At 69.7% G+C, this 26,809-nt stretch carries 26 protein-coding genes; 16 read left to right on the top strand and 10 right to left on the bottom strand.

All coding sequences use genetic code 11. From position 1 onward, the window contains the following. The first annotated feature begins 121 nt into the window (after nt 1–121). Genes BM362_RS47140 through BM362_RS42535 form a run of 4 tightly spaced genes read left to right on the top strand, consistent with a single transcriptional unit; the run spans nt 122 to nt 3,535 of the window. Nucleotides 122–337: a hypothetical protein gene (locus BM362_RS47140; protein WP_143132630.1), complete on the top strand. Its 216-nt coding sequence runs from the start codon at nt 122–124 to the stop codon at nt 335–337. Continuing rightward, complete coding sequence (dprA, locus tag BM362_RS42545; protein WP_093576982.1) at nt 334–1,506, top strand: DNA-processing protein DprA; 1,173 nt, start codon at nt 334–336, stop codon at nt 1,504–1,506. The genes BM362_RS47140 and dprA overlap by 4 nt, the downstream gene beginning before the upstream one ends. A gap of 51 nt (nt 1,507–1,557) precedes the next feature. Next, complete coding sequence (locus BM362_RS42540; RefSeq protein WP_244287468.1) at nt 1,558–2,577, top strand: tyrosine recombinase XerC; 1,020 nt, start codon at nt 1,558–1,560, stop codon at nt 2,575–2,577. After that, nucleotides 2,552–3,535, top strand: a complete 984-nt coding sequence (locus BM362_RS42535) for a FliA/WhiG family RNA polymerase sigma factor (RefSeq protein ID WP_093576980.1) — start codon at nt 2,552–2,554, stop codon at nt 3,533–3,535. The genes BM362_RS42540 and BM362_RS42535 overlap by 26 nt, the downstream gene beginning before the upstream one ends. Nucleotides 3,536–3,725: 190 nt before the next feature. On the opposite strand, the gene BM362_RS49730 is transcribed toward BM362_RS42535, so the two are convergent. After that, nucleotides 3,726–4,202 (bottom strand): murein hydrolase activator EnvC family protein, encoded by a 477-nt coding sequence (locus BM362_RS49730; RefSeq protein ID WP_232791889.1) that lies wholly within the window; start codon nt 4,200–4,202, stop codon nt 3,726–3,728. Between the two features lie 1,364 nt (nt 4,203–5,566). Between BM362_RS49730 and rpsB the strand changes: the two genes are divergently transcribed. The 5 genes from rpsB (at nt 5,567) to BM362_RS42505 (ending at nt 10,193) form a co-directional block, all read left to right on the top strand. Further along, nucleotides 5,567–6,487 (top strand): 30S ribosomal protein S2, encoded by a 921-nt coding sequence (gene rpsB, locus BM362_RS42525; RefSeq protein ID WP_067589181.1) that lies wholly within the window; start codon nt 5,567–5,569, stop codon nt 6,485–6,487. An 82-nt stretch (nt 6,488–6,569) separates the two neighbouring features. Then, entirely contained in the window at nt 6,570–7,385 is an 816-nt protein-coding gene (tsf, locus tag BM362_RS42520) for a translation elongation factor Ts (RefSeq protein ID WP_067589176.1), read from the top strand. Nucleotides 7,386–7,481: 96 nt separating this feature from the next. Beyond that, nucleotides 7,482–8,228, top strand: a complete 747-nt coding sequence (gene pyrH / locus BM362_RS42515; RefSeq protein ID WP_067589173.1) for a UMP kinase — start codon at nt 7,482–7,484, stop codon at nt 8,226–8,228. 49 nt (nt 8,229–8,277) lie between these two features. Then, nucleotides 8,278–8,835 (top strand): ribosome recycling factor, encoded by a 558-nt coding sequence (gene frr, locus BM362_RS42510; RefSeq protein WP_067589171.1) that lies wholly within the window; start codon nt 8,278–8,280, stop codon nt 8,833–8,835. Nucleotides 8,836–9,212: 377 nt separating this feature from the next. Next, nucleotides 9,213–10,193, top strand: coding sequence for a phosphatidate cytidylyltransferase (locus BM362_RS42505; protein ID WP_425285774.1), 981 nt, complete (start codon nt 9,213–9,215; stop codon nt 10,191–10,193). Between the two features lie 4 nt (nt 10,194–10,197). On the opposite strand, the gene BM362_RS42500 is transcribed toward BM362_RS42505, so the two are convergent. Next, nucleotides 10,198–11,040, bottom strand: coding sequence for a VOC family protein (locus BM362_RS42500; protein ID WP_067589167.1), 843 nt, complete (start codon nt 11,038–11,040; stop codon nt 10,198–10,200). A gap of 109 nt (nt 11,041–11,149) precedes the next feature. Here BM362_RS42500 and BM362_RS42495 point away from each other — a divergent pair, with 109 nt between their 5' ends. Continuing rightward, nucleotides 11,150–11,983: a class I SAM-dependent methyltransferase gene (locus tag BM362_RS42495; RefSeq protein ID WP_067589166.1), complete on the top strand. Its 834-nt coding sequence runs from the start codon at nt 11,150–11,152 to the stop codon at nt 11,981–11,983. Here BM362_RS42495 and BM362_RS42490 read toward each other — a convergent pair. Beyond that, nucleotides 11,908–12,588, bottom strand: coding sequence for a PadR family transcriptional regulator (locus BM362_RS42490; RefSeq protein ID WP_198545526.1), 681 nt, complete (start codon nt 12,586–12,588; stop codon nt 11,908–11,910). The two genes, BM362_RS42495 and BM362_RS42490, sit on opposite strands and share 76 nt — an antisense overlap. 159 nt (nt 12,589–12,747) lie before the next feature. Between BM362_RS42490 and BM362_RS42485 the strand changes: the two genes are divergently transcribed. Further along, on the top strand, nt 12,748–14,403 hold the full coding sequence (locus BM362_RS42485; RefSeq protein WP_067590933.1) for a glutamate--tRNA ligase: 1,656 nt from the start codon (nt 12,748–12,750) through the stop codon (nt 14,401–14,403). A 32-nt stretch (nt 14,404–14,435) separates the two neighbouring features. Here BM362_RS42485 and BM362_RS42480 read toward each other — a convergent pair whose 3' ends face one another. Both BM362_RS42480 and BM362_RS42475 read right to left on the bottom strand, forming a co-directional pair. Beyond that, nucleotides 14,436–15,080: a response regulator transcription factor gene (locus tag BM362_RS42480; RefSeq protein WP_067590936.1), complete on the bottom strand. Its 645-nt coding sequence runs from the start codon at nt 15,078–15,080 to the stop codon at nt 14,436–14,438. Beyond that, nucleotides 15,065–16,309 carry a sensor histidine kinase gene (locus tag BM362_RS42475; RefSeq protein ID WP_093576978.1) on the bottom strand — a complete coding sequence of 415 codons (1,245 nt, stop codon included), beginning with the start codon at nt 16,307–16,309 and terminating at the stop codon, nt 15,065–15,067. The genes BM362_RS42480 and BM362_RS42475 overlap by 16 nt, the downstream gene beginning before the upstream one ends. Before the next feature lie 182 nt (nt 16,310–16,491). On the opposite strand from BM362_RS42475, the gene BM362_RS42470 reads away from it, so the two are divergent. Then, nucleotides 16,492–16,890 carry a hypothetical protein gene (locus BM362_RS42470; protein ID WP_093576977.1) on the top strand — a complete coding sequence of 133 codons (399 nt, stop codon included), beginning with the start codon at nt 16,492–16,494 and terminating at the stop codon, nt 16,888–16,890. Here the strand turns inward: BM362_RS42470 and BM362_RS42465 are convergent. Then, nucleotides 16,874–19,234, bottom strand: a complete 2,361-nt coding sequence (locus BM362_RS42465) for a penicillin acylase family protein (protein ID WP_208865507.1) — start codon at nt 19,232–19,234, stop codon at nt 16,874–16,876. The genes BM362_RS42470 and BM362_RS42465 overlap by 17 nt on opposite strands. Nucleotides 19,235–19,332: 98 nt before the next feature. Further along, nucleotides 19,333–20,595: an aspartate aminotransferase family protein gene (locus BM362_RS42460; RefSeq protein WP_067590948.1), complete on the bottom strand. Its 1,263-nt coding sequence runs from the start codon at nt 20,593–20,595 to the stop codon at nt 19,333–19,335. A gap of 87 nt (nt 20,596–20,682) precedes the next feature. Here BM362_RS42460 and BM362_RS42455 point away from each other — a divergent pair, with 87 nt between their 5' ends. Continuing rightward, nucleotides 20,683–21,585 carry a LysR family transcriptional regulator gene (locus tag BM362_RS42455; RefSeq protein ID WP_093576975.1) on the top strand — a complete coding sequence of 301 codons (903 nt, stop codon included), beginning with the start codon at nt 20,683–20,685 and terminating at the stop codon, nt 21,583–21,585. A 376-nt stretch (nt 21,586–21,961) separates the two neighbouring features. Here BM362_RS42455 and BM362_RS48020 read toward each other — a convergent pair whose 3' ends face one another. Next, nucleotides 21,962–22,300 carry a hypothetical protein gene (locus BM362_RS48020; RefSeq protein ID WP_167545644.1) on the bottom strand — a complete coding sequence of 113 codons (339 nt, stop codon included), beginning with the start codon at nt 22,298–22,300 and terminating at the stop codon, nt 21,962–21,964. Nucleotides 22,301–22,312: 12 nt separating this feature from the next. On the opposite strand from BM362_RS48020, the gene BM362_RS49725 reads away from it, so the two are divergent. Then, nucleotides 22,313–22,480, top strand: coding sequence for a hypothetical protein (locus BM362_RS49725; protein ID WP_244287467.1), 168 nt, complete (start codon nt 22,313–22,315; stop codon nt 22,478–22,480). A gap of 34 nt (nt 22,481–22,514) precedes the next feature. Here the strand turns inward: BM362_RS49725 and BM362_RS42445 are convergent, their stop codons facing one another. Both BM362_RS42445 and BM362_RS42440 read right to left on the bottom strand, forming a co-directional pair. After that, nucleotides 22,515–23,282 (bottom strand): LPXTG cell wall anchor domain-containing protein, encoded by a 768-nt coding sequence (locus BM362_RS42445; RefSeq protein ID WP_067590954.1) that lies wholly within the window; start codon nt 23,280–23,282, stop codon nt 22,515–22,517. A 3-nt stretch (nt 23,283–23,285) separates the two neighbouring features. Next, nucleotides 23,286–23,855, bottom strand: a complete 570-nt coding sequence (locus tag BM362_RS42440; protein WP_425285773.1) for a papain-like cysteine protease family protein — start codon at nt 23,853–23,855, stop codon at nt 23,286–23,288. Between the two features lie 398 nt (nt 23,856–24,253). Here BM362_RS42440 and rlmN point away from each other — a divergent pair, with 398 nt between their 5' ends. Further along, entirely contained in the window at nt 24,254–25,360 is a 1,107-nt protein-coding gene (gene rlmN, locus BM362_RS42435; RefSeq protein WP_067590960.1) for a dual-specificity RNA methyltransferase RlmN, read from the top strand. Between the two features lie 30 nt (nt 25,361–25,390). Beyond that, complete coding sequence (locus tag BM362_RS42430) at nt 25,391–25,666, top strand: hypothetical protein (RefSeq protein ID WP_232791936.1); 276 nt, start codon at nt 25,391–25,393, stop codon at nt 25,664–25,666. The last annotated feature ends 1,143 nt before the right edge of the window (nt 25,667–26,809 follow it).

Genomic DNA, 26,809 nt, shown 5'->3' with positions numbered 1-26,809 from the left:
CCCAGCCCAGCCCAGCCCAGCCCAGCCCAGCCCAGCCCAGCCCAGCCCAGCCCCGAGCCTGTGTTCTAAGCCCCGGACCGGCAAACCTGCCCGTCCGGAACCCCGGCGAAAGGAAAGCACCATGTCCAACCGAGCCATCCCGTCCTCGTCCCAGCGCACCCGGCACCGCAGGCCGAAGACGCCGCAGCACAAGATCGCCCGGCATCTGCATCCGGTCCGCCGCCGGGAAGTCCGCCCCGAACACGACCCGGTCCGGGTCCGAGAACGGTTGGCGCTGCATCGGCACCTTGCCGTTGTCCGCCCCGAAAATCCCAGTGGCCGAAGAGGTGCGGCGTGAGCGTCGCCGTCGAGGACCAGACCGCGGCGACCGATTCAGAACGGCTCGCCCGCGCGTATCTGCTCGGCGTCGCTGAACCACCGGCACCGCACCTGCTGGAGTTCGTCGGCGAACACGGCCCGGTCGCGGCCGCCGGGCGCGTCCAGGCCGGGGACTGTCCCGAAAAGGTGCTTCGCGAAACGGCCGCGCGGCGGGAATCCACGATCGCGGAACAAGATCTTGAGGAAGCCGCCAAAGCCGGTGCCCGGCTCGTGGTCCCCGAAGACCACGAATGGCCCGCGTGGCCACTGCTCTCGCTTGCGGTAGCAACGGGAAACGGCGTGAAGCACGTGGCGGCACCGCTCGGGCTCTGGGTGCGCGGCGACGTGAGCCTGGCCGAAGTCGCGGACCGCGCGGTAGCGGTCGTCGGCGCTCGGATGGCCACGGACTACGGTCTGCACAACGCCGTCGAGATCGGCCACGCCTTGGCAGCCCGCCAAGTACCGGTCTTCTCCGGTGCCGCCCTGGGCATCGACGCTGCCGCGCACCGAGGCGCGCTCAGCGGCGGTGGGGTCACGGTTGCGCTGCTCGGCTGTGCGGTCGACTATGCCTATCCCGCGGGAAACAGCGACTTATTGAACCGCATCGTCGCCGAGGGCGGCGCGATCGTTAGCGAGTACGCACCGAAGACCCCGCCCGCGCGACATCGATTTCTGGTGCGAAACCGACTTATTGCAGGCCTTACCGACGGCACAGTCGTTGTAGAGGCCGGAATTCGTAGCGGTGCGCGCAACACTGCCACTATCGCGGGTGCGCTTGGCAAGGTCGTGATGGCGTTGCCGGGATCAGTGCATTCGGGCAGTTCAGCCGGTTGCCACGCGTTGATCCGGGACTGCAAGGCCACGTTGGTCACCTCAGTCGACGAGGTGCTCGAAACCGTGGGCCGATTCGGCACCGCGGCTCCGGCCGCTGAGCCGAACCGGCGGCCCACGGACAATCTCGGCCCGGAGGCGGCGCGGGTCTACGACGCGCTGCTTCCCCGGGCGGGCAGGGCTCCGGAAGAGGTCGCGGAAAGCGCTGGGGTGCCCGTTTCCCGAGTTCGCGCCTTGTTGCCCGCACTGGAAATCGACGGCTTCGCGGTGCGCGGCGAGACCGGTTGGCGGCAGATCGTCCGAACGGCCATCCGATGATGGGCGTGGCGATGCTTGACCAATGGCGATGGTTCGCGCAGCGTAACCGCCATGCCGTCAGCGAGTGCACGCAAGGACGCGGTCCCGCGTCCCGGTGGACACCGGAAACGTCCGCCACGACCCGATCTTCGGGCACTTCGCGCCGAATTGCCGGAGTCCGCCGAATCGGTGGTGGCCGGTTACGAACGGCATCTGTCGCTGGAGCGTGGGCTGTCGCCGCACACCGTGCGCGCGTACGTCGGCGACGTCGTTTCGCTGCTGGCGTTCCTGACCGTGGGGGAGGGCGACCGTCCCGCGCGGAGCTTTGAGAACTTGGACGTCACGCAGCTGCGCGCGTGGCTCGCGGGGCAGCGCTCGGACGGCGCCGGGCGCACCACCCTCGCGCGCCGCGCCGCGGCTGCGCGCACGTTCACGGCTTGGGCGCACCGCACCGGTTTGCTGGAGTCGGACCCGGGCGGCCGGCTTGCCGCGCCGCGCACGCACCGGACCTTGCCCGGCGTGCTCCGTGCCGAGCAGGCTGACGCGCTCATGGACGCCTCCGCGAAAGGGGCAGCCGAACGGGATCCGGTCGCTCTGCGTGACCGCGCAGTGGTCGAATTGCTGTACGCAACCGGCATTCGGGTGTCGGAGCTGTGCGGACTAGACGTCGGCAGCGTGGACTTTTCCCGCCGCGTGGTTTCGGTGGTGGGCAAGGGGGACAAGGAGCGGACAGTTCCGTTCGGCGTCCCGGCGGCCGGGGCGCTGACCGCGTGGCTGGAGGACGGACGGCCCGCGCTGGCTGGGGAAACGCCGCTGACGGCGCTTTTCCTGGGCGTTCGCGGCAAGCGCCTCGACCCGCGCGCGGCGCGCCGGGTGGTGCACGAGGCGGTGGCCGCGGTGCCGGGCGCAACGGACATGGGGCCGCACGGGCTAAGGCATTCCGCCGCGACGCATCTGCTCGAAGGAGGTGCCGATCTCAGGAGCGTTCAGGAACTGCTTGGTCACGCTACGCTGGCCACGACCCAGCTCTACACTCATGTGACCGTCGATCGGCTGAAGGCGATCCATGACCGAGCACACCCGCGGGCCTGAAGAGGCCGGCGGCGGCTCGGCCGGGGACGGCAGGGCCGAACCGCCGGCGCACGCGCATCCGCACGAGCACGGAGACCACACTGAGCAGCACGCCGAGAACGACCGTGCAATGACTTCCACGTCGCAGGTCACGGAAGCCGGGGCGGAACGCCCCGGCGTGCAGGACGCCGTCAACGGGGACGGTCGTCCTGGTCAGGACGTCGACGCGGGGATTCAGGCGCTGTGGCAGCAGTTCGCCGACAAACCGGACCAGACGTCGCGCGACCGGCTGGTGCTGCACTACGCACCGCTGGTGAAGTACGTCGCGGGCCGGGTCGGCACCGGTCTGCCGACGCACGTAGACGTCGGCGACCTCGTGCAGTCGGGCATTTTCGGGCTGGTCGACGCGATCGAGAAGTTCGACCCGGAACGCGGCCTGCGCTTCGAAACGTACGCGATGCAACGCATCCGGGGCGCCATCCTGGACGACCTGCGCTCCCAGGACTGGGTCCCGCGCGCGGTGCGCAGCAAGGCGAAGGAAACGGCCCGCGCCCTGGAACGCCTCGGCGCCCGTCTGCACCGAACCCCGACCGACGCCGAACTCGCCGGCGAAATGGGCATCAGCCTCGACGACCTGCGCGATTTCTACGGCCAGCTCCGCCTCACCAGCGTGGTGGCGCTGGAAGACCTTGTCGCCGCGGGCAAAGACGCCGGCTCGCTGGTCGACACCCTCCCCGACGACGGCGCGGTCGACCCGGTGGCCGTCCTCGTGGACCAGGACAACCGCCGCCAGCTCGCCGAAGCCATCGCGCAGCTGACCGAGCGGGACAAGATCGTGGTGAGCCTCTACTACTTCGAGAGCCTGACCCTGGCGGAAATCGGCAAGGTCCTCGGAGTCACGGAATCCCGGGTGAGCCAGCTGCACACCCGTGCGGTGATGCGGCTGCGCGCCAAGCTGATGGAGCAACCCAGCGGCTGACCCGCGGATCCGCGACCGGTGCGCGGGCGATTGCCTTGGCCGCAAGGCTGTCCGGTGCAGGGGTTCTCACACGCGGAGCGTGCATGGGCGCGGTCGGAGCGGACCAGGTTCGGTATGGCAGCGGCTTGAGCCTATCGACCTCCTTCGGATCGATCAGCCGGCAGCGGGCGGGGCGGCGGCTGCGTTGGTGTCACGGGCCTTCGGCCCACGGCTTGAGGCGTACCCGGCTGGGGGTGCCGACCAAGGCGAGCGGGTCGATGTATTCCGTGCCGCGGCGGGCTCCCCAGTGCAGGCAGGCGGCGGTCGGGCAGCCGGGGTGGCCTGGGGCGGCGGTTCCCAAAGGCTGGCCGCGGTAGATCTGGTCTCCGGCGGCGACTGCCGGGGTGATCGGGAGGTAGGTCGTGTGGAGGCCGCCGTCGTGGTCTACGGCGACTACTCCTCGGCCTGCGACCTGACCGGCGAAGACCACCACTCCCATGTCTGCGGCCAGCACCTGTTGCCCGGCGGCGGCTTCCAGGTCTACGCCTCGGTGGCCTGGACCGAACGGGGTCGCGGGCGGTTCGAAGTCGCGGGTGACGTGCGGGCGGGGCGTCAGAGGCCAGGCCAGGCGGCCGGGTTCTTCCGGAACGGGCTGGCGGGGCGCGGCGTCGGCTCGCGAGTGGAGCAGGGCTGCCGAGCCTGCGGACAGGGTCAAGACTGTCGCCAGGATCAGCCACGTTCGGGTGATGTTTCTGCGGCCGCGGAGGCTGAACGGCGGGAGTTCGCCGCCTGCTCCGGCCAGCCGCAGGGGCGGGTGGCCCCAGCTGAAATCACAGGGCAGGGAGATTCGGATCCGCGGCGGGAGAACGACGGTCCCTGGGCGGGGTGGGCGGATGAGCCGACGTGAGGCGAAGAGGGCGTAGCGGCTGGCAGCATTCGCGGCGGAGGTCGCGCGGGTCCAGGCGCGGCGGAGCGTGGCGCGGATTCTTGGCGGTCTGGCGGGCGGTCTGCGGTGACGGCCGCTTCGAGGGAGCGAGTGCGCCGGGACGGCGGGCGGGATCGTGTCGTCCTGGCTCAGGAGGGCGGCTGCGGGTGGGTGCCGAGTGAGCAGAGCGGTGGTTGCCAGGACCACCGGGTGAGGCGTTTCCGGCGCTGTCGCTGCCGATCCCGCCTCTGACCCCGCCGAGCCCACTGACCGCGCCGAGCCCACTGACCTCGCCGAGCCCACTGACCTCGCCGAGCCCACTGACCTCGCCGAGCCCGCTGACCGCGTCGACCGCGTCGACCGCGCCGAGCCTGCCGACCCCGCCGAGCCTGCCGACCCCGCCGAGCCTGCCGACCCCGCCGAGCCCGCCGAGCCCGTCGACCACACCGACGACGGATCGAGCGACGACGGATTCAGTGGGGGACCGGATTGGCTGCTCGCCTCTCTGTCCCGGCGAGGAACAGGGGAGGGCGTTGAGCTGGTCGTGCTCGGCGTCGAGGGCGAATGCAGCGGGGGAGCCGTGCGGGAATCGGCGGGGCAAGCTGCGGCGGCAGCGGGCGAAGGGGCCGGCGTCGAGGGCGAACGCAACGGGGCAGTCGCAGGAGAATCGGCGGTGCGGGAAGCAGCGGCGGTAACGGGAAAAGATCGCGTAGTGGTCATGTCCCCATCCTCAGCCACCGACCGACGAAACTCCGCTGCTCGGCGCTAGTTGTCCACAGGCGGACACAGTTGTGGACAACCCCGGGCCGGGCGAAGGCTGCCCGCAGGGGCGGGCCTGGTGGCAGGGGGTAGAATCAATCCCGCAGCCCGCTCGCTGGGCTGACTTCGCGTGCACGTGCGCGCGTCCCCGGACGGGCCGTTTCTGGCGGGAACCCGGACGGAGGGGCGCACGGTGTCCGGCGGTCCCTGGGGTTTCGCGTTACCGAACCCACGGGTCCGGGCATCGGCTACGGCACCAGGGCTCACGACCTCCCGGTCGCGGGCGACTAACCGGAACAGCGCCCCCGCGGGCGGATCGAAAACCGACAGCGGGAGCGCGCGACTACAGAGAAGGTGTGATTCCGGCAATGGCCGTCGTCACCATGAAGCAGCTGCTCGACAGCGGCGTGCACTTCGGGCACCAGACCCGTCGGTGGAACCCGAAGATGAAGCGCTACATCTTCACCGAGCGCAACGGCATCTACATCATCGACCTGCAGCAGACGCTGACGTACATCGACCGTGCGTTCGAGTTCATCAAGGAAACCGTCGCGCACGGCGGCACCATCATGTTCGTCGGCACGAAGAAGCAGGCTCAGGAAGCGATCGCCAACGAGGCCGCGCGCGTGGGCATGCCCTACGTGAACCAGCGCTGGCTCGGCGGCATGCTGACCAACTTCCAGACCGTCCACAAGCGCCTTCTCCGCCTGAAGGAGCTCGAAGCCCAGGAGCAGACCGGCGGCTTCACCGGCCTGACCAAGCGCGAGATCCTCACGCTGACCCGCGAGAAGGACAAGCTCGAGAAGACCCTGGGCGGCATCCGGGACATGGCCAAGGTGCCGTCCGCGGTGTGGATCGTCGACACCAAGAAGGAGCACATCGCCGTCGGCGAGGCTCGCAAGCTCAACATCCCGGTCGTCGCGATCCTCGACACCAACTGCGACCCGGACGAGGTCGACTACCCGATCCCGGGCAACGACGACGCGATCCGTTCCGCCGCGCTGCTGACGAAGGTCGTCGCCGAGGCCGCCGCGGCCGGGCTGATGGCCCGTTCCGGCCGCAACGGCGCCTCGGCCGACGCGAAGCCGGAGACCGGTGCTTCGGACGAGCCGCTGGCCGAGTGGGAGAAGGAGCTCCTCGCGGGCTCGGAGACCGCTGCCGCCGACGCGACCGCTGCCGCTGACGCGACCGAGGCCGCCGCGGCGACTGAGACCGCCGTCGCGACCGAGGCCGCCGCCGCGACTGAGACCGCGGAAGCGACCGGCGAGCAGGCTCCGGCCAACTCCTGATCCACCCCGTCCGGGCGGTCCGCGCAGGGCCGCCCGGACGGCGCTCACCGCACACGTACCTGAAACGGACGGATTCAACACGATGGCGAACTACACCGCCGCTGACGTGAAGCGCCTGCGCGAGATGACCGGCGCGGGCATGATGGACTGCAAGAAGGCCCTCGAAGAGAACGACGGCGACTTCGAGAAGGCTGTCGAGTTCCTGCGCATCAAGGGTGCCAAGGACGTCGGCAAGCGCGCCGAGCGCGCCACCGCCGAGGGCCTGGTCGCCGGTGACGGCGGCGTCATGATCGAGCTCGACTCGGAGACCGACTTCGTCGCCAAGAACGACGACTTCCAGCAGCTCGCGGCGAAGATCGTCGAGACCGCGAAGGCGCTGAAGTCCAGCGACGTCGAGGCGCTGAAGGCCGCCGACCTGGATGGCAAGCCGGTCAACGAGGTCGTGCAGGAGCTGTCGGCCCGCATCGGCGAGAAGCTCGAGCTGCGCCGCGTGGTGTCGTTCGAGGGCAAGACCGCGACCTACCTGCACCGCCGCGGCTCCGACCTCCCGCCCGCAGTCGGCGTGCTGGTCGAGTTCACCGGCGACGACACCGACGCCGCCCGCGGCGCCGCGATGCAGGTCGCCGCGCTGCGCGCGAAGTACCTGACCCGCGAGGAGGTGCCGGCCGAGATCATCGAGAACGAGCGCCGCATCGCCGAGCAGACCGCCCGCGAGGAAGGCAAGCCCGAGCAGGCGCTGCCGAAGATCATCGAGGGCAAGGTCAACGCGTACTACAAGGACAACGTGCTGCTTGAGCAGCCGTCGGTCAAGGACAACAAGAAGACCGTCAAGGCCCTGCTCGACGAGGCCGGCGTGACCCTGACCCGGTTCGCCCGGTTCGAGGTCGGACAGGCCTGAGCGAGGCACTGGGACTAGATTCTGGCACTGTGCCCCGTCTCCGCGCATCGGGGACGGGGCACAGTCGGGTCTACCGAGGGGCAGGAGGCGACAGACATGGGTGAGGACCGGGTCAAAGGCGGATACCGCCGGGTGCTGCTGAAACTGGGCGGCGAGATGTTCGGCGGCGGCGCGGTGGGCGTCGACCCCGACGTCGTGCACTCCGTCGCCCAGCAGATCGCCGACGTCGCGCGCACCGGAGTGCAGATCGCGGTGGTGATCGGCGGCGGCAACTATTTCCGCGGCGCGGAGCTGTCCCAGCGCGGCATGGACCGCGACCGCGCCGACTACATGGCGATGCTCGGCACCGTGATGAACTGCCTCGCGCTGCAGGACTTCCTCGAAAAGGAAGGCCTCCCGACTCGCGTGCAGACCGCGATCACGATGGGCCAGGTCGCCGAGCCCTACATCCCGCGCCGCGCGGAACGGCACCTGGAAAAGGGCCGCGTCGTCATCTTCGGCGCCGGCGTCGGCATGCCGTACTTCTCCACCGACACCGCCGCCGCGCAGCGCGCGCTCGAACTCGGCTGCGAAGCCGTGCTGATGGCGAAGGCCGTGGACGGCGTCTACACCGCGGACCCGAAGACCGACCCGGACGCGAAGATGTTCACCGAGATCAGCCACCGCGAGGTGCTTGAGCGCGGACTCAAGGTCGCCGACGCCACCGCGTTCAGCCTCTGCATGGACAACAAGATGCCGATCATCGTGTTCAACCTGCTCACCGAGGGCAACATCGCCCGCGCGGTGGGCGGTGAGAGGATCGGCACGCTGGTCTCGACCCCCGCCGACGAGGCGTCCGCCTAGACCTGCTGGGATCAAGCTCAGGTCCGACCACACAACACCGGGAGTAGCCGTGATCGACGAGACCCTCCTCGACGCCGAGGAGAAGATGGAAAAAGCGGTGTCCGTCGCGAAGGAAGACCTCACGTCGGTGCGCACCGGGCGGGCCAACCCGTCGATGTTCTCCCGCATCGTCGTCGAGTACTACGGTGCGCCGACCCCGCTGAACCAGCTGGCCAGCGTCAATGTGCCGGAGGCCCGGATGGCGCTGATCAAGCCCTACGACCAGACGCAGCTGAACGCCATCGAGAAGGCGATCCGCGAGTCCGACCTCGGCGTCAACCCGAGCAACGACGGCAACGTCATCCGCATCGTCATCCCGCAGCTCACCGAGGAGCGGCGCAAGGAGATGGTGAAGGTCGCCAAGGGCAAGGGCGAGGACGCCCGCGTCTCGATCCGCAGCGTCCGCCGCAAGGCCAAGGAAGAACTCGACCGCATCGCGAAGGACGGCGAAGCGGGCGAGGACGAGGTCGCGCGCGCCGAGAAGGAGCTGCAGAACCTCACCGACACCTACGTGCACCAGGTCGACGAGCTGGTGAAACACAAGGAAGCCGAGCTGCTCGAGGTCTGATGAGCCAGGTGAGCGAGGAACGCGACGAGCGGGTGAGCGACACCCCGCCACCGGGCCCGGCCGCCGAGCCGGACCCGGTTTCGCGGCTGGAACCGGCTCCGGAAACCCCTGCTGGGCAGCGAAAATCGGACTCCGCGACGAATGCGCGCGCGGAATCCGGTGCTGCGGCAGGGAATCACGCGGAATCCGGGGACGGGTCGGCGAAGGGTGCGAAAGGCGTTCCTGCGGGCGGGCTGGCGAAGAGTGCGGAGGCTGCGTCCAAGGGCGGGTCGGCGAAGGGCGCGAAAGGCGCGGCTGAGGGCGGGCTGGCGGAGAGTGCGGAGGCTGCGTCCAAGGGCGGGTCGGCGAAAGGCACGAAAGGTGCCGCTGAGGGCGGGTTGGCCGAAGGCGTGAAAGCCGCGTCCGAGGGCAAGGCGGCGAAGGGCGCTCAAGGCGGGCCGGGCGAAGGCGCGAAAGGCGTTCCCGCGAGCAAGCCGGCGAACGGCGGGCCGGCCGCGTCCGGGGGCGGTCCGGAGACCAGCGGGAAGGCCGAACCGGAGAAGAAGGCATCCCGGGCCGGGCGCAACCTTCCCGCGGCGATCGGCGTCGGGCTGCTGCTCGGGGCCGCGATCATCGTTTCCCTGCTCACCGTCCGGTTCATTTTCATCGGGGTCATCGCCGCCGCGATCGCGGTCGGCACGTTCGAGTTCTCCGGCGTGCTGCGCCGGGTCGCGGACACCAGGGTCGCGCTGATCCCGGTGCTCGTCGGCGGGCAGGCGATGATCTGGCTGGCCTGGCCGTTCGGCCGGGAAGGCGCGCTCACCGCGTTCGTGCTCACCGTGCTCGCCTGCCTGCTGTGGCGGTTGCCCGGCGGCGCGAAGGGCTACGTGCGCGACGTCAGCGCTTCCGTTTTCGCCGCCGCGTACCTGCCGTTGTTCGGTGCGTTCGCGGCCATGCTCGTGCCGCCGCACGACGGTGTCGGGCGCGTGCTCACGTTCCTGATCGGCGTCGTTGCCTCCGACACCGGCGGCTACATCGCCGGCGTGCTCGGCGGCAAGCACCCGATGGCGCCCACGATCAGCCCGAAGAAGTCCTGGGAGGGCTTCGCCGGTTCGATGGTCGCGGGCATCGTCGCGGGCGTGCTCACGATCAGCCTGATGCTGGACGGCCACGCCTGGCAGGGCGTCATCTTCGGTGCGGCCATCGTGCTCACCGCGACGCTCGGCGACCTCGTCGAATCGCTCATCAAACGTGACCTCGGCATCAAGGACATGGGCACGCTGCTGCCCGGCCACGGCGGCATCATGGACCGCCTCGACTCGCTGCTGCCCTCGGCCGTCGTGTCGTGGCTGCTGCTGTCGGCCTTCGTCCCGGCTTGAGTTCTCAGTCGTCGTACGGGTCGTCGACCTCGGCGCGGCCCACGTCTTCCAGCACTCGCGAGTGGTCGATCACCGCGAACACCGCGCCGTCCGGATCGGCGAGGATCGCGGTGCGGCCGAACGGGGTGTCGTACGGCTCGATCACGACCGAACCGCCCAGCATCAGCGCTTCGCCCGCCGCCGCGTCCGCGCCGCGCGCCGGGTCGATCTCGAAGTACACGAGCCAGTGCGGGGGAGTGTCCCGGCGGTACTCGGGACCCATCGTGTAGCGGTAGAGCACTGCCGTGTGCTCAATGGAATATTCGGAATAGTCAACGCTTTCGCCGTCGCCGACCTGACGGTTCGAGTAGTTGAACAGCTTGGTGTAGAAGTGATCCGCGGCCACGCCGTCGTGCGTGTTGAGGTCCGCGCCGCTGAAGGTGTTGGGCACGCCGCCCGCGAACTGCCAGTCCGGCGGGGCTTCCCAGAACACCACCGGCGCGCCGCACGCGTCGATCGCGTGCAGGATGCTCCCCCGCTCGGGAATCGCGATCGGCCCGAGCGTCACCTGGCCGCCGAGATGCTCGACCCATTCGGCCGCGCTGTCGGTGTGCGGCACCGCGAGGTGCAGTGTCCAGCCGGGCGCGCTGCGGGCTCCGGCCTGGTAAAGGCCGCTGGCGGGAACCCCCTCGCTCGACCCGATCGAGTACCGCCCGGTCGGCGACGCCGGATCGCGCCGGGTTTCGTATTCCCAGCCGAAAAGCCGGGTGTAGAAGTCCTGGGTCCGGGCTTCGTCGCGGCACGCCACCTCGACCCAGCAGGGCAGGCCTGCCGGGAGCGTGCGGGCGAGTTGCCAGTCGGTCGACATCGCGTTCTCCTCCCCGAGAGGGTGAAGTCTATTCGGCCGAGCGGCGTTCTACGCTCTGAGCGGGAAAGATGTCGCGCCCGTCGGGGCCCCTGGACCGGAGAGGAGTCCTGTGCGCTGGTTGTTCCGCGGTCCGGCGGCGTCCGGAGAAGTCGTTCCCAGCCCGAACATCTGGTACTACCAACACGTTTACGACGTGGAGAACCGGGCGCAGGACGCGGACGGCGAGATCTGGCGCGTACTGCGCGAAGAGCGCGACTGGACCGGTCTCGACGTTCTCGATCTCGGCTGCGGTGACGGATACCACTTGCCGCTTTTCGCCGCGGACGCGCGATCGGTGCTCGGAATCGAACCGCACCCGCCGCTCGCGCGGGACGCGGAGCGACGGGTGCGGGATCTGGAGAACGTGCGAGTCCGCGTGGGACGAGCGCAGCGGTTGCCGGCGGACGACGCCAGTGTGGACATCGTGCACGCGCGCACCGCGTATTTCTTCGGCCCTGGATGCGAACCGGGATTGCGCGAAGCGGAACGGGTGCTGCGGCCCGGAGGATCGATCATGATTGTCGACCTCGACGTGGCCAGCGAGCCGTACGGCGGGTGGATGCGGGCGGATTTGCCGCACTACGACCCGCCTGCGGTGGAACGGTTCTTCGCCGCGCACGGCTTCAACTGCCGGCGCGTACGCACGCGTTGGCGCTTCGCGGATTTCGCCGCGGCGGAATCAGTGTTGAAGATCGAGTTCAGCGCGAAGGTCGCGCAGCGGGCGATCGCTGACACGCGCCGCTTGAACCCGGGATCGGGCGAGGTGACGCTGCCGGTGGGTTATCGCGTGCACTGCCGCGTCAAACCCACCGGCCTCGTCCTGCCCGGTCACTCGGCTGCCTCTCCGGACTCGGCCGAAGCCGGAGAGTCTTCGGAGTCCTCGACCTCGCCGAGGATCGAGTAGATCGACCGGCGTGCCTCGTTGAGTACGTCCACCGCGCGGGACTGCTGGGTCTCGCTGCCCGCGCGCATCACCTGCACGACGGCCGCGGCGAGCGTCGCGCCTGCCTTGCGCAGGTCGTGCTCGACCGGTTCGACGTCGTCGGTGAAGTGCTCCCACGGCGGCGTGCCGGTCTGCTGCTCGGCGGTGGCGCGGCCCTCGTCGGTGAGTTCGAAGAGCTTCTTCCCGCTCTCGTCGCGGCTCACGACCAGGCCCTCGTCGGCCAGCATCTGCAGGGTCGGGTAGATCGAGCCGGGGCTGGGCCTCCAGAACCCGCCGCTGCGCTCGCCGATCTCGCGGATGATCTCGTACCCGTGCCGCGGCTGTTCCGCGAGCAGGGTGAGAATCGCCGCCCGCACGTCGCCGCGCCGGCCGCGCCGGGAGCCCCGGCGTCCGCCGCCCGGACCGTGGCCGCGGCGTCCGCGACCGCCGGGCCCGAAGGCGAACTCGCCGAATTCCCGGCCCCAGGGGCCGAACGAGGACCGTCCGCGCTCTTCGTGCTCTCCGTGTTCGTGATGTCCGCCGGGGAACGAGTGCCCGCCGGGGAAGGGGTGTCGTCGTCGGTTCATGGTCTTGGTTTCCTTTCTCGAACTGTTGCGACACGTTCACGATATATCGTAAACGGTCGGTTCGCAACCCGGGGACCTGGACGACCGGTGCAGACAGCGGTCGGCGATACTCGAAGCACTAGCGAAAACACCCGAACGACCTGGGAGACCCGACCTCCGATGCTGGACCGTGCGGTCATCGACGCCCTGTTCCCCGCGGATCTGCCCGAGCCTGAGCACTGGGAACAGCGCTATCCGGCCCGGCAGCTGCCCGACGGCGCGAAGGTGACCCGGTTCGGCCCGTCGCCGACCGGCTTCGTGCACATCGGCGGCATCTACGTCGCGACGATCGACCAGGACGTCGCGCGCCGTTCCGAGGGCCGCTACCTGGTGCGCGTCGAGGACACTGACCAGTCGCGCGAGGTCGAGGGCGCGCTGGAGCAGTTCGAACGCGGCTTCGCGTACTTCGGGCTGCAAGCCGACGAGGACGCGGTGCGCGGCGGTGAGTACGGCCCGTACCGGCAGTCCGAGCGCGAGCAGATCTACCTCACCTACGTACGGCACCTTCTGCGCGAAGGCCGTGCGTACATCGACTTCGCGACGAAGGACGAGCTGGCGTCCATCACCGCGCGGCAGCAGGCCACGAAGCTCCCGACGGGCTACTACGGCTCGTGGGCGATCTGGCGCGACGCTGACCCGGCCGACGTGCGGGCGAAGCTCGACGCGGGCGAGCCGTGGGTGGTCCGCTTCCGCGCGCCCGACGACACCGGGCAGCGTGTGCGCTTCACCGACGCGATCCGCGGCACCATCGAGGCCGAGGCCAACCGCAACGACGTGGTGATCCTCAAGAGCTCCGACCAGAGCCCGCGGCTGCCGACCTACCACTTCGCGCACGCGGTCGACGACCACCTGATGCGGGTGAACCTGGTGATCCGCGGCGACGAGTGGATCTCCTCGGTGCCGACGCACCAGCAGCTTTTCGAAGCGCTCGGCTTCGAGCCGATCCAGTACGCGCACATCGCGCCGCTGATGAAGCAGGAGGGCGGCAGCAAGCGGAAGCTGTCCAAGCGCAAGGACCCGGAGGCCTCCGTCGACTTCTACCTCGAAGCCGGCTACCCGGTCCCGGCGGTGCTGTACTACCTGCGCGGCCTGGCGAACGGGCGGCTCGCCGAGATGCCGCTCGCCGAAGCGCTCGACGCGCCGATCAACCTCGACGAGTGCGGCGTCGCCGGTCCGCTCGTGGACCTGGTGAAGCTGGACGACCTCGCCGCCGACTACGTCGCGACGCTGTCCGGCGAGGAGATCCTCGCGTCGGTGCTGGAATGGGCCGAGCGGTTCGACCCGGAGCTGAAGGCAGTCCTGGAGTCCTCCCGTGCGCTGGCGTTGCGTGCGCTGGCAGTGGAGCGCGAGGGCGTCGAGAACCCGCGCAAGGACCTGAAGAAGTGGAGCGAGTTCCGCGCCGTCTACGGGTTCTTCTTCCCGCAGCTGCACCAGGCGGCGACCGGTCCCGACGACGAGCGGATCGCGGCGCTCGGCGTTCCGGCGGAGGTCGTGCGCGCGGTGGCGTCGGACTTCGTGTCGGCGTACCAGCAGCTCGACGACGGGCAGGAGTGGTTCCAGCAGATCCGCGAGGTCGCGGCGAAGCACGGGTTCGCCAAGAACGCCAAGGAATACAAGAAGAACCCGGACGCTTACCCGGGTTCGATCCGCGAGGCCTCGCAGATCATCCGGATCGCGATCACCGGGTCGACCCGCAGCCCGGACCTGCACGCCATCACGCAGGCGCTGGGCGCGGAGGAAACGGTGCGCCGCTTCGATCGGCTGACGCCGTCGTGAGTGTTGATCACGGTGAGAACCGTGATCAACACTCACGAGTTGAGGTAGGTCAGCACGGCGAGGACGCGCCGGTTGCCGGTGTCGTCGTCGGTGATGCCGAGCTTGCCGAACAGCGACGTCGTGTACTTGCTGATCGCGCTTTCGCTCAGGAACAGCCGCCGGGCGATCTCCGCGTTGGACAGGCCTTCCGCCATCAGCTCCAGCACCGAACGCTCGCGCCCGGTCAGTGAGCTGAGGCGCTGGTCCGGCGATCCGCTGGTGAGCAGTTTCGAGATCACCGCCGGATCCATCGCCGTGCCGCCGGCCGCGACGCGTTCGAGGGCGTCGACGAACTGCTCGGCCTCGAAAACGCTGTCCTTCAACAGATATCCGACGCCGCTGGCCCCGGCGACCAGCAGTTCGCGGGCGTAGAGCTGTTCGACGTGCTGCGACAGGATCAGCACCGGCAGCCCTGGTGTCTCGCGTCGCGCGGCGAGCACCGCGCGCAGGCCTTCGTCGGTTTGCGTCGGCGGCATCCGGACGTCCACGACGGCGACGTCCGGCCGGTGTTCCCGCAGGACGGCGACGGTTTCCGGGCCGGTTGTCGCGGTCGCCACCACCTCGTGGCCGTACGCCTGGAGGAGCCGGACCAATCCGTCCCGCAGCAGGTAGAGGTCTTCGGCTACGACGATGCGCATGGCACCATCATCCACGCTCGGGTCGGCCCGCCTTCCGGGCTGGTGATCTCCAGAGTGCCGTCGAAGACCGCGAGCCGGCGGCGCAGCCCGCCGAGCCCGCCGTCCGGATTGATTCCGGCTCCGCCGCGGCCGTTGTCCTCGACCTCGGCGCACAGCTGATTCCCTTCCTGCAGCAGGGAAATCCGCACGTGCGAGGCGTGCGCGTGCTTCACCGCGTTGGCGAGCAGTTCGGCGATCCCGAAGTACAGCGCGGATTCGATCGGCGGATCGAGCGGCTGCGGCAGGTCGGTCTCGACGGCCACGTCCACCGGCATGTCCATGGCCATCGCGCGGACGGCGTCGGCGAGGCCGCGTTCGTTCAGCACCGGCGGGCTGATGCCGCGGACCAGTTCGCGTAGTTCGGTGAGCGACGTGGCGGCACCGGCACGGGCGTCGCGCAGCAATTCCTTGGCCTGCTCGGGATTGGTCTCCATCAGTTTCTCCGCCGTCGCCAGTGCGAGGCCGAGCGCCACCAGCCGGGCTTGCGCGCCGTCGTGCAGATCCCGTTCGATGCGGCGGATTTCCGCGGCCTGCGCGATGGTCGTGTCCGCGCGCAAGGCGGTCAGGGTGTCGACCCGGTCGGCCAGTTCCATCGTGGCGGACGCGCCCAGGAACCGCGTGGCCACCGGGATGACGCTCCGCCAGGCGTACGGCGCGGTCGCGATCGTGACCAGCAGGCCGGCGAGGTACCCGTCCGGGAGATTCGCCAAGGTCAGGACGGCCGCGACGACACCGAGCAGCGGCACGAGCGCGACCAGGCCGAACGAGAACGGCGCGATCAGCGCGAACCGCAGGTCCCGCCAGGTCGCCGGGTCGTAGCGCCAGTTCTTCAGCCGCTGCTCGCGCCGGGCGTCTTCGCGGGTGCGCGAGTAGGAGTGGCCGTTCCACCAGTATCCGGTGGACAGCTGGGTGATCGGCGCCAGTTCGCGGTATCCGGGCGGCAGGACGATGCCGGTCCAGTTCGCGACCAGGACCCGCGTCATCCGGCAGACCGGACGGGCCAGTGCCAGCGTCCCGATCGCCGCCCAGATGAACGGCGCGATCCACGACCACGGGCTGCCGCCCCACAGCTGCCACAGCCCGGCCGCGGCCGCCCAGACGGCCGGGATCAGCAGAGCCACCCCGGCCGCCTGGGCGGCGCGGACGAATCCCACCCCGCAGTCGCGCATCCAGGACCGTAGCTGTCGCATCGTTTCTTCCCCTTGTCTGTCCGGCTTCTCGGTCCACTGTGCACCACGAAACGCCGGATTCCCGCCGTTGCGGGACAGGAGTGGGTCCAGCCCCACCCTCTCGTGCGGCCAGACCCATACCGGGTCCGGCCGCGGCTTCCTAGCGTTGCTGGCACAACGGGAAACCACAAGGGAGAACAGCAATGCAGACTATCGAACGCCCCGCCGTCCACGGTCGGTTCGGCTTGGTGAAGGGGCTCGTCGTGGCTTACGGGGCGATGGGCGCGGCCGTCTTCGGCACGATCGTCGCGCTGGCCGTCGCCGACGGGACGGCGACCAGCTTCATGTGGACGCGGTCCGCTCTGGTGCCGGTGAGCGCGGTGATCGTGTACTGGCTGGTCCTGCTCGCGGCGAAGGGATCGGCCAGGGCTTATCAGCGAGCGCGGTTCGTCTCGATCGTCGCGCCGATCGCGCTGGTCGGCGTCGACCTGATCCCGGGCGCGTGCCCGACCTGGTTCCTGCTGCTGCAGACGGCCTGTGCCGTGCTGCTGGCCTGCGCGGCGGTCCCGCTCGTCCGGATGCGGGCTAACTTCCCGAAGTGACCTTGGGGACCAGCCGGATCCGGGTGTCGAGGTTGCGTTCGACGGCCGAGCGGCTCGACAGCAGGGGGAACGAGCCGCCGGACGCCCACAGGTCGTTCAGGTCGCGGTAGTGCGGGCTGCGCGGATCGCCGGACTGGCCGGGCGCGTTGATCGCCCGCGACGCGTCCCAGTCGCCGACGTCGAGCGCCATTGTGAAGGTCGCGCCGTTGAGCTGCTGGTAGGTGAACGGGTGGAAGAACGACGGGTGGACGGTCTGGTAGTCGCCGCCGACCGGGATCGGGCCGACGTTCGGGCCGCCCGCCGGGTGCACGAACTCCTGGTACTGCAGCGATCCCCAGCGCCACTTCGCCGGGTCGCTGCCGAGTTTTCCGGCGACGTCGCGGAAAGCGAGCTGGAGAGTGTCGAGGATCAGCTTGTCGCGTTTGGCCGCGCCGCCGGTGCCGAACCACGCGTCCGGGTCGGCGAAGGACGCGAGCACCAGGCTGAAGTCCGGATTGATGGTGCGGGAGAGGACATCCGCGGCGGCTTGGGGGAGCGTCGCGTGCGCCCAGCCGCCGTGGAGGTACTTCAGCAGCCAGGTTTCGTACAGCGGGGCGGCCGCGGAATCCACCGAGGCGACGCCGTCGAACCCGCGCAGCACGTCGAGCGCCTTCGCGGTGTCCGGATCCGTGGCGGAGAGGTTCCGCAGGAACGGGGCGAGCCGAGGGGCCAGCAAGGACTTTTCGTCGCGCTGGATGGCGAGCGAATCGGCGACGCGGGCGCGCGGCGTCGACTTGATCAGCTCGTCGATCCGCTCCTTGCGGTAGGGCAGCTGCCATTCGTAGTTGGACACCACCGGGAAGCCCGGCGGGAGGTTGTAGTCGTTGGCGGAGGAGAAGAATCCGGCGGGCGGATTGTGCTGCCACGGGAGTTCGGAGTTGGCGTGGAAGCCGTTCCACTCGTAGCGGCCGTCGCCGGGGACGGGCAGCAGGCCGTCGTATCCGGCTCCGGTGCGGCGCGGGGTCAGCGCGCCGGGGACGTAGCCGATGTCGCCGTGGACGTCGGCGTAGACGAGGTTCGATCCAGGCGTGCCCCACTCGCGCATTCCGGCGGAGAACTCGCTGAAATCGCGGGCCCGCTGGTAGTTCAGGCTGCCGAGGTAGGCGGCGCTGCCCGGTTCGGTCCACACGGTGCGCACGGCGAACGCCCGGTTGGCTGCTTCGTCGATCTTCACGATCGGGCCGTGCCGGGTGAAGGACAGTTCGCGGGTCACCGGCCGGCCGCCGAGCACCGGGATGGTCTCGGTGATCTTGGTGATCGGCTCCCAGCCGCCGCGGTAGCGGTACCGGCTGTGGTCGGCGGGATCGAGGTCGTAGACGTAGAGATCGGTCTGGTCGACCGGCAGGTTCGTCAGGCCGAACGCGACGGAATCGTTGTGCCCGATGGCGATGCCCGGGTTCCACGGCTCGCCCGCCCCGGTGAGGTTCAGCCCGGGCGCGGAGAGCTGGGCGACGTAACGACCGGAGGGCAACGAGTCGGAGCGGCGGTGCGGGTCGTTGGCGAGAATCGGCCGTCCGGTGGCGGTGCGGCCGGGGCCGATCGCCCAGGAGTTGCTGCCGCTGGTGGCGTCGGCGATGTCCTTGTTCCCGGCGACGCCCTTCGGGAACGTGACGCCCGCGGTGGCCTTGTCGTACACGGAGAGCACGTCGTCGGGGACTGAACAGGGGGCGAGTCCTTCCGGCACCGCGGCCTCGTGGTCGGGGTGCAGACTGCGGAGGTACTTGCTCGCGTTCGGCCCGGCGTGGCACACCATGTGCGCGCGGGCGACCTCCCACGTGAGGTTCTCGCCGATCGCGTGCGAACGGATGCGGACGATGTCCTCGGGCTGCCACCGCGACGGCTGGTAGCCGAGCCTGCCGAACTCCGGCGGGGCGGCTTCGGGGTGCTTGGCGAGCCAGTCGAGGTAGGAGTTGATCCCCGCGGCGAACCGGGTGGCGGCGAGTTTGGCTTCGGGACCGTAGGCGGCCCATTCCTTCCGCAGGTCGCCGCGGTAGAGGAAGAGCCGGGCAGCGCGGTCCTGGTCCACATAGGACTCGCCGAGGACCTCGCTGAGCAGGCCGAGACCGCGGCGGCGCCAGGTGTCGAGCTGGAAGAGCCGGTCGCGGGCGACGGTGAATCCCTGTGCGTAGAACAGGTCCGCGGTGTTGGCGGCGTAGATGTGCGGGACGCCCCACTTGTCGACGAGCAGGTCGACCGGGCGGGAAAGGCCGTCCAGTGCGACGGTGTTCCCGGTGCTCGCCGATGCGGCCGGCGCGGTGCCGAGCAGCGTCAGAACGAGTATCAGGACGGTAGCTTTGGACCGCATTTCCCCACCCCCGGCAGTAGCGACGACCAAGCGCACGCTAACGGCGGCCGGGGGCGGGGCCTACCCCTGAACGGGACGAGTAGGGGCAATCGCCCCGATCAGCCTCGCGCGACGCTGCCGATCGCCTCGTCCAGAATGGACAGTCCGAGGTCGATCTCGCTGTCGGCGGCGGTCAGCGGCGGCGCGATCCGGAACACCCCGCCCATCCCGGGCAGCTGCACGATGTTCATGTGCAGCCCGAGTTCGAGGCACCGCTGCGTCACGCGCGCGCCGAGTTTGTCCGCGTCCGGCCCGCCGCCGCTCAGTTCCAGTCCGGCGAGCAGTCCCCGCCCGCGGATCTCGCCCACTGCCTCGTGCCGCGCCGCGATGTCGTCCAGCCCGGTGCGCAGCCGGGCGCCGAGTTCGCGGGCGCGTTCGTCGAGGCGGTCGCGGATCAGCACGTCCAGCACCGTATTTCCGACCGCGGCGGGAAGCGGGTCCGAGACGTGCGTGGTGAAGAACAGGTATCCGCGTTCGTGGGCTTCCTGCTCGATTTCCGCGCTCGTCAGCACGGCGGCGAGCGGCAGCCCGGCACCGAGCGTTTTGGACACCGTGAGGATGTCCGGGACCACGCCGTCGTGCTCGAAGGCGTACCAGGTTCCGGTGCGGCACAGGCCGGTCTGTGCTTCGTCGAGGATCAGCAGCATGCCGCGTTCCCGGCATTTCCGGTGCAGCGCCGGGAAATAGCCCGGCGGGGGAACGAGGATCCCGCCGGAGCTGAGGATCGGCTCCACCAGGCACGCGGCGAGGCTGCCGACCGACTGCGCGTCGATCAGGTCGAACGCCAGGTCCAGCTGGTGCTCCCAGTCCGGGCCGGGCACCGGGATGGCGAAGTTGCCGGGCGCGCCGGGGCCGTAGCCCTTGCGGCCCGCGCTGTAGGTGGCGCTCGCCGCGGCCTGCGTCATCCCGTGCCAGGACCGGGCGAACGAGACGATCTCGTGCTTGCCCGTCACCAGCTTGGCCATCCGCAGCGCGGCCTCGTTGGACTCGGCGCCGGTGGTGAGCAGCAGCGCCTTCTCCAGCGGGGCCGGCAGCGTTTCGGCGAGCCGCCGGGCGAGGTCGACCACGGGACGGCTCAGCATCCCGCTGAACAGGTGGTCGAGCTTCGCGGCCTGCTTCCGGACGGTCTCGACGATCTCCGGATGCGCGTGCCCGAGGATCGCGCTCATCTGCCCGGACGTGAAGTCGAGGATCCGCCGCCCGTCCTCGGCGAAGACGAAACTGCCCTCGGCGCGGTCGATGATCTCGCCGGTGAACGAGCCGGGGCCGGCGTAGCGGACGAGGTGCCGGTCGACGTCGGACCAGAAGGTGTCGGTGGCCATGGCTTCGACGGTAGAGCCGCGCCGAGCGCCGTGTCCATCTCACAGTTTCCGCTTGCCTGTGCGATGGCGTCGAACAACGATGGGGTCATGTTGAACCCGTGGCGGCTGCGGCTGCTGAGCCGGCTCGCCGTGCTGGGCACGGTTCGCGCGGTGGCGCAGGACGTGAATCTGAGCGCCTCCACGGTCTCGCATCAGCTCGCGCTGCTGGAGACCGAAACCCGCACCCGGCTGCTGGAACGCACCGGCCGCCGCGTCCGGCTGACTCCGGCCGGGGAGAAACTGGCCCGGCAGGCGCGGGCGATCCTGGACCATCTCGACGCGGTCGAGGCCGAACTGCGCGGCGACGAACCGGCCGGGCTGGTGCGGATCGGCGCGTTCCAGAGCGCGATCCACACCTTCGCCGTGCCCGCCGTGATCCGTCTGGCGCGGACCTATCCGCGGCTGGAAACCGAACTGGCGGAACGGGAACCGCACGAAAGCGTCCCGGCGCTGCGGGCGGGCGACAGCGACGTGGTCATCACCACCACCGACTTCGCCGACCTGCCGCTCGGCCCCGACCTCGAAATCATCCGGCTGGCGACCGACCCGATCGTGCTGGTCACCGCGCTCGACCGGCCGTGCCCGCCAGGGCCCGCGGTGCTCGCGGACTACGCGGGCGAACCGTGGGCGCTCGACATTCCCCCGTCCTACATGGCGAATCTGACGCTGCGGCTCTGCCGCGAATCGGGATTCGAGCCGCGCGTGGTGTGCCGGTTCAGCAACTACCTGATGACGTTGCAGCACGTCGAGGCCGGGCTGTCGCTCGCGTTGCTGCCCGGGCTGGCGGTGGACCCGCGGTACCGGGTCGCGACGAAAGCGCTGGCGACGCCGGTGACGCGCACGATCGTCGCGGTCACCCGGCGTGGATCGCCGCGGCGGGCGGCGGTGAACGCGGTGCTCGACGCGCTGCGGCAGCCGGTCGGGCTTCCGGCGGCGGTGGAACAAGCTTAGCCGACGATTTCCGCTGCTGGGGCGATGTTCCGGACCAATCCCGCGGACCGCCCGGCGTAGTGCGCCAGAGCTTCGAGGTCTCCGGTCATGCCCGGCACGGGAACCATGTCAGCGTAGCGATGCCCTGGGTTTCCGGCCGCCTTCGCCGGGAGGGGTCCGTTCGCGGTTGGCCCGTCGATTGCCCTTGCGTGAGCGTCGAATTGCGCAAGACGCGGTGCGGCGTGCCGGGCCAGCCGCCTTGCGCTCCGAGAGCGAGTACTGCGGCGAGCACGGGAATCGGGTCGACCGCGTCCACCAGCACGAGCGTCGACGCTTGCCTCCGCCGCTTGTCGTGCTCCGGCGACCGAACCTGCGGTGTGGATCAGCTGCGTGTCCTTCACACGTGCGGAGATCCTGGCGGGACCTCCTCGGCGAGGCAGGCGTCGAGCACGTCGCCGATCGGGAAGCCGAGCACGAGGTTGACCGCGAACGGACGGTCGGTGCGGCGGCGCACCTCGCGGATCCGGCGGATCGCCTCGTCCGGGTCGGTCCAGGTGAGCGCGAGCGTCCCAGACCGCTCGCGTTCGAGACCGCTCGCGGAGCCGATCGGCACGTCGATGCCGAGCGTGGCGCAGACCTGCTTCGGAAATCGAAGCACGAGGAGGCGCGGCGGTGGTGCCTGCGGATCGTGGGGGAGCTGCAGATCGACGCCCTCGGGTTTCGCGCTCTGCGGCAACGGTACGACGGGATGTCTTCGAGCGTCTTGCGGCGATTCCTGGTCGAACTCGGCGAGGCCGGTTTGGTGCACCAGACCGGCGAATCGCCCTACGCGTTGACGACACCGGGCCGCGAGGCGTTCGGCGCGCTGCGGCCGCTCGTGTCGCAGGCGGACGTTCTCCCGGTCGCCGGGCAGTGATCGGCGGCAGGGGCGTACCCCTGCCGCCGAGGGATCACTTGCTGTGCTGGGAGCGGCGGCGCAGGAGGAACGCGCCGCCCGCGGCTGCCGCGGCCGCCCCGCCGATGGCGAGTGCGGTGGCCGGGCTTCCGTCCCCGCCGGTGTTCGGAACGGCGACGGCGTAACCGCCGCCCGCGCCGGTCTTGTCGTAGATCGAGCCGGGCAGCTTGTCGCCGTAGCGCTTCTGCAGTTCGGCTCGGTAGGCCGCCAGCGTGACGCGGGTGCCCGCCGGGACGCCGGAGACTGCGCCGTCGAGGACAGTCACGGTGTCGCCGTTGACCGAATACCAGGCGTTGACCTGCGGTTCGTGCAGCAGATAGCCGCCGTGCGCGGCCGCCGCGTGGGCCTGTTCGTCGTTGCCGGAGGCGACGTTGATGACCTGCCACCCGTTCTGGCTCGGCTGGGCCCACACGGTCGCGGCGCGGCCGTCGGCGAGGTGAGCCGGGGACGCGACGTACGCGAGGGCGGCCGGGACGTCGGATTCGCCGTTGACGAAGGCCGCGGTCGGTTCGTAGACCGGGATCTGGGTGCTGGCTTCAGCCGCGGCGCGGGTGGCGTGCGCGGCTGCCGGCGCGGCACCGGGGAACTTGGTGTGCGCGAGGCGGGCTGTGGTGTCCGGGCTGGCGAGCAGGCCGGAGATCGCGGCGGTGTCCGAGGAGGACGGTCCGGTCGGCGACTGCGCGGCCGACGCCGGGTTCGCGGCGAACACGGCGGCGGCGATGGCTCCCGATGCGACGGTGGTGCGGAGGATGGTTCGCAGCATGAGTCAGCCCACCATTCCGTAGACGGTGTGGGTCCAGGCGAATTGGTTGTTGGAGACGTAGGAGCTGTAGTTCATCGAGTTGTAGCGGTTGTTCGACGGCCACGGGTCGCCGTATTCGACGATGCTGCGGCCGTTGGAGTCGTCGTAGCCGTAGAGGACGTGCATGTGGCCGCCGCCGGAGGTCCAGCCGATCCGGGTGCCGATGGGCTGCCCGGCGTCGATCTGGTTCTTGATGCCGGAGAAGGAGAGCCGGTAGCCGTTGGAATTGTAGGTGCCGACGCTGCGGAACCCGAGGTAGCGGAAAACCCGTTGCTGGTCGCTCAGATAGCCCTGGTTGTTCGCGCAGTCGCTGCCGGACTCGTTGTGCGCGATCTGGCAGAACCGGGTCTGGGTCAGGGAATGGCCCCAGAACGCGGCGATGGTGTTGCCGCTGGCGTCCCAGCACCACTGGTCCTTCTGCTGGGCCTGCATCGAGATGTTCGTCTCGCCCGCGTCCGCGGCGGCGGGAACGGCGAGCGCGGCGGTCGCGGCGGTCGCGACCGCCGCTATTGCGCGCAGAATCGAAGAACGCACTTTCACGGGATCCTCCAACGGGGAAGCCCGGCCGGTCCGGGTGAATTCCCGGGCCGGTGGGGAAGGGGGAGATGCGTCGGGAACGGTACGCGCGCGAAGTTTGCGGCGACTACCGACGAACGGGGGTATTCCGTTGCCGAAGTGCCGCGGCGGATATTTCTACGCCGGTCGATTATTTGCGCGCCCGGCGTCGACTATAAGGGAATTCATCCCGGAAAGCATTAAGCAATCCGACTTTCGTAGGGTGTTTTTCCGTTGAACCGCGCCCGTCCTTCGTCGACCGCCGTTCCGGCGACCCGGCGGCCGGATCGCGCCGGCACCCGCCGCTGAGCCGGTTCGCCCGCCGCTCCCGAGGGGGTGGGGCGGCGGGTTCGCGCGTATGAGACACTTGATCGGTCATGACTGCCCTCCCTCTTGTTTTCGACGCGCCCAAGCGCGGCCTGCCGCCGCGCCATCTCGCCGACCTCACGGTGGCCGAGCGAGCCGAGGCCGTCGCCGAACTGGGAGAGAAGCCCTTCCGCGCCAAGCAGTTGTCGAACCACTACTTTTCGCGGCTCACCGTCGACCCGGCGGAGATGACCGACATCCCGGCCGCCTCGCGCGAGAAGCTCGTCGCCGACCTGATGCCGCCGCTGCTCACCGAGGTGCGCGCACTGGCCGCGGACGGCGGTGCGACCCGCAAGACCCTGTGGCGCGCGCACGACGGGACGCTGCTGGAAAGCGTGCTCATGCGCTACCCGGACCGCGCGACGCTGTGCATCTCCAGCCAGGCCGGCTGCGGGATGGCCTGCCCGTTCTGCGCGACCGGCCAGGGCGGTCTCGACCGCAACCTCTCGACCGCGGAGATCGTGGACCAGGTCCGCGACGCCGCCGCAGTCATGCGCGACGGCTCGATGCCGGGTGGCCCGGGCCGGCTGTCGAACATCGTCTTCATGGGCATGGGCGAGCCGCTGGCGAACTACAAGCGGGTGGTGGCCGCGGTGCGCCGGATCACTGATCCCGCTCCGGGCGGTCTGGGTATCGGTCAGCGTTCGGTGACGGTGTCGACGGTGGGGTTGGCTCCGGCGATCCGGAAGCTGGCGGACGAGCGGATGCAGGTTCGGCTGGCGGTGTCGCTGCACACGCCGGACGACGAGCTGCGGGACACGCTGGTGCCGGTGAACAATCGCTGGTCGGTGGACGAGGTGCTTTCGGCCGCCCGCTACTACGCGGATACTTCCGGACGGCGGGTGTCGATCGAGTACGCGTTGATCCGGGACATCAATGACCAGCCGTGGCGGGCGGAGTTGCTCGCGAAGCGGCTGCGGAAGCACTTGGGCCAGTTGGTGCATGTGAACGTGATTCCGTTGAACCCGACTCCGGGTTCGAAGTGGGACGCGTCGCCGAAGCCGGTGGAGCGGGAGTTCGTGCGGCTGGTCAACGCGGGCGGTGTCGCGTGCACGGTCCGCGACACGCGTGGTCAGGATATTGCGGCGGCGTGTGGTCAGTTGGCCGCTGAAGGCTGAGTTGCTGGTTTCGATGATGGAGTGTCTGTCGTGATGTATGCCCCCAGCCTGCTGGAACCGGCTGCGGAGGAGCTGCGGCTCGCCGATGTGGTGGGTCGTGGTGCGACCGAGGTGGCTCGCGAGGCGCGGACGCTGCTGGGCGAGCGGTTCAGTTCGGTGACGTTCATGTACGTGCTGATGCGGGCGTTCGAGGTCGACTACACGGTGGCACGTGATGCGTCGCGGTGGCATGAGTTCCATGGCGGTCCGCGGGCGTTGTCGGATGCCGATCTGGAGAAGCTGCTGGCCCCGTGGCTGGCCCGCTGACCACTCCGATCGCCGTCGGGGGACAGGGCGGCGGGCAATCGGCTTCCTAGCGACCTCGTTGGCTTGGTGTCGACGAGATGCGTCTTGGTTGCCGGCCGGGTCGGCACCTCGGGCTCCATCGCTGCCGGGACTTCGACTGAGTGCGAGGCGGCAACGGCCGGAACTGTACCGGGCTCCCGGTGGAGTCGGACGCCGACGAGACGCGGTCGGAGAACGGTCCGGCAAGCTGCCGACGCCGCATAAGGCAGCGCAGTGCAGGTGGTGCCGGAGCAGGTAGCCGATGGCTCGCTCGGCTGTTGGGGCACCCGTGGATCGGTTGCCGGTGCGGCTATTCGATCAGGTCCGCGCGGTAGCCCAGCAGTATGTCGACACCGTACTGAGTCGCGGACCGACCCTGGGGAAAACCCAATCAGCCGTTCGGAGCCGTATTTCCTGGTGCCGCTGGACGAACTGGGCTTCGACGACGATGGCCTGATGGCGTCGCCGCACTCGCTCGCGTTTGTTCAGATTCCCGAAGAACTCATTGCGCGAGGTCCGCGCGGCCGCCGATCCCGGTCACGCCCTGGGGCCAATCTCAGGGCCAACGATCTGTTGCTCAAGTTGGCTGCAGCTGGCCGACGTCTGCAGGTGACGAGACCGGCCTCCTCGTCAGCCGGCCCCTGAGAGCTTTTACGCAGCTAGAGGACGCTGGTGAACCGGTACGAAAGCCCTGAGCAGTCCGTGCGGTCGTGACCGCGGCGCAGTCGCCTTCGGCTGCGCCGTCCGAGCGCAGGGCCCGGAAGGCCGGGCAGTCAAGCCTGGCGGCTGCCCCGGTCCTCGCCCCATCGTCGCTATTTTCCCTCTTGAGAAGAGGCTGGAGAATACCCCTGCCAGGACAGCGGAGGTGATCGGGGTAAATCCAAAGAATGCTGCGAAAGCCATGGATATCAGAAGAACGACTGCCCTGGTCATCGATGCGATCTTGTGCTTCTTCTGTGAGCCCCATGAACGCGCCCAGAACAGTTCCTTTGAAGCTCCCTCCTGTGGGGCCGGGGGTGAGGAAGCGGCCCCGGCCGGGAAGTACCGGCGGTAGCCGAGCGGCATGTCGACGTCGTACTGGTGGTGGTCGAGGTGGTGGAACCGGTTTGTCTCCGGCGTTGGGTT

The sequence above is a fragment of the Amycolatopsis rubida genome (assembly GCF_900115345.1).
Classification (GTDB): domain Bacteria; phylum Actinomycetota; class Actinomycetes; order Mycobacteriales; family Pseudonocardiaceae; genus Amycolatopsis; species Amycolatopsis rubida.
Note: the sequence above shows the minus strand (reverse complement) of the source record. Positions and strands in the feature narration are given on the sequence as shown.

Bases quoted from the DNA above. Each gene is read 5' to 3' on its own strand.
- BM362_RS42465 (WP_208865507.1), bottom strand. From the start codon at position 19,234: ATGCGGTCCAAAGCTACCGTCCTGATACTCGTTCTGACGCTGCTCGGC.
- BM362_RS42490 (WP_198545526.1), bottom strand. From the start codon at position 12,588: ATGAACCGACGACGACACCCCTTCCCCGGCGGGCACTCGTTCCCCGGC.
- BM362_RS49725 (WP_244287467.1), top strand. From the start codon at position 22,313: ATGTCTTCGAGCGTCTTGCGGCGATTCCTGGTCGAACTCGGCGAGGCC.
- BM362_RS42480 (WP_067590936.1), bottom strand. From the start codon at position 15,080: ATGCGCATCGTCGTAGCCGAAGACCTCTACCTGCTGCGGGACGGATTG.
- BM362_RS42445 (WP_067590954.1), bottom strand. From the start codon at position 23,282: ATGCTGCGAACCATCCTCCGCACCACCGTCGCATCGGGAGCCATCGCC.
- BM362_RS42455 (WP_093576975.1), top strand. From the start codon at position 20,683: ATGTTGAACCCGTGGCGGCTGCGGCTGCTGAGCCGGCTCGCCGTGCTG.
- rlmN (WP_067590960.1), top strand. From the start codon at position 24,254: ATGACTGCCCTCCCTCTTGTTTTCGACGCGCCCAAGCGCGGCCTGCCG.
- BM362_RS42535 (WP_093576980.1), top strand. From the start codon at position 2,552: ATGACCGAGCACACCCGCGGGCCTGAAGAGGCCGGCGGCGGCTCGGCC.
- BM362_RS42540 (WP_244287468.1), top strand. From the start codon at position 1,558: ATGCCGTCAGCGAGTGCACGCAAGGACGCGGTCCCGCGTCCCGGTGGA.
- BM362_RS42485 (WP_067590933.1), top strand. From the start codon at position 12,748: ATGCTGGACCGTGCGGTCATCGACGCCCTGTTCCCCGCGGATCTGCCC.
- BM362_RS42470 (WP_093576977.1), top strand. From the start codon at position 16,492: ATGCAGACTATCGAACGCCCCGCCGTCCACGGTCGGTTCGGCTTGGTG.
- tsf (WP_067589176.1), top strand. From the start codon at position 6,570: ATGGCGAACTACACCGCCGCTGACGTGAAGCGCCTGCGCGAGATGACC.
- BM362_RS42460 (WP_067590948.1), bottom strand. From the start codon at position 20,595: ATGGCCACCGACACCTTCTGGTCCGACGTCGACCGGCACCTCGTCCGC.
- BM362_RS42500 (WP_067589167.1), bottom strand. From the start codon at position 11,040: ATGTCGACCGACTGGCAACTCGCCCGCACGCTCCCGGCAGGCCTGCCC.
- BM362_RS42475 (WP_093576978.1), bottom strand. From the start codon at position 16,309: ATGCGACAGCTACGGTCCTGGATGCGCGACTGCGGGGTGGGATTCGTC.
- rpsB (WP_067589181.1), top strand. From the start codon at position 5,567: ATGGCCGTCGTCACCATGAAGCAGCTGCTCGACAGCGGCGTGCACTTC.
- BM362_RS47140 (WP_143132630.1), top strand. From the start codon at position 122: ATGTCCAACCGAGCCATCCCGTCCTCGTCCCAGCGCACCCGGCACCGC.
- pyrH (WP_067589173.1), top strand. From the start codon at position 7,482: ATGGGTGAGGACCGGGTCAAAGGCGGATACCGCCGGGTGCTGCTGAAA.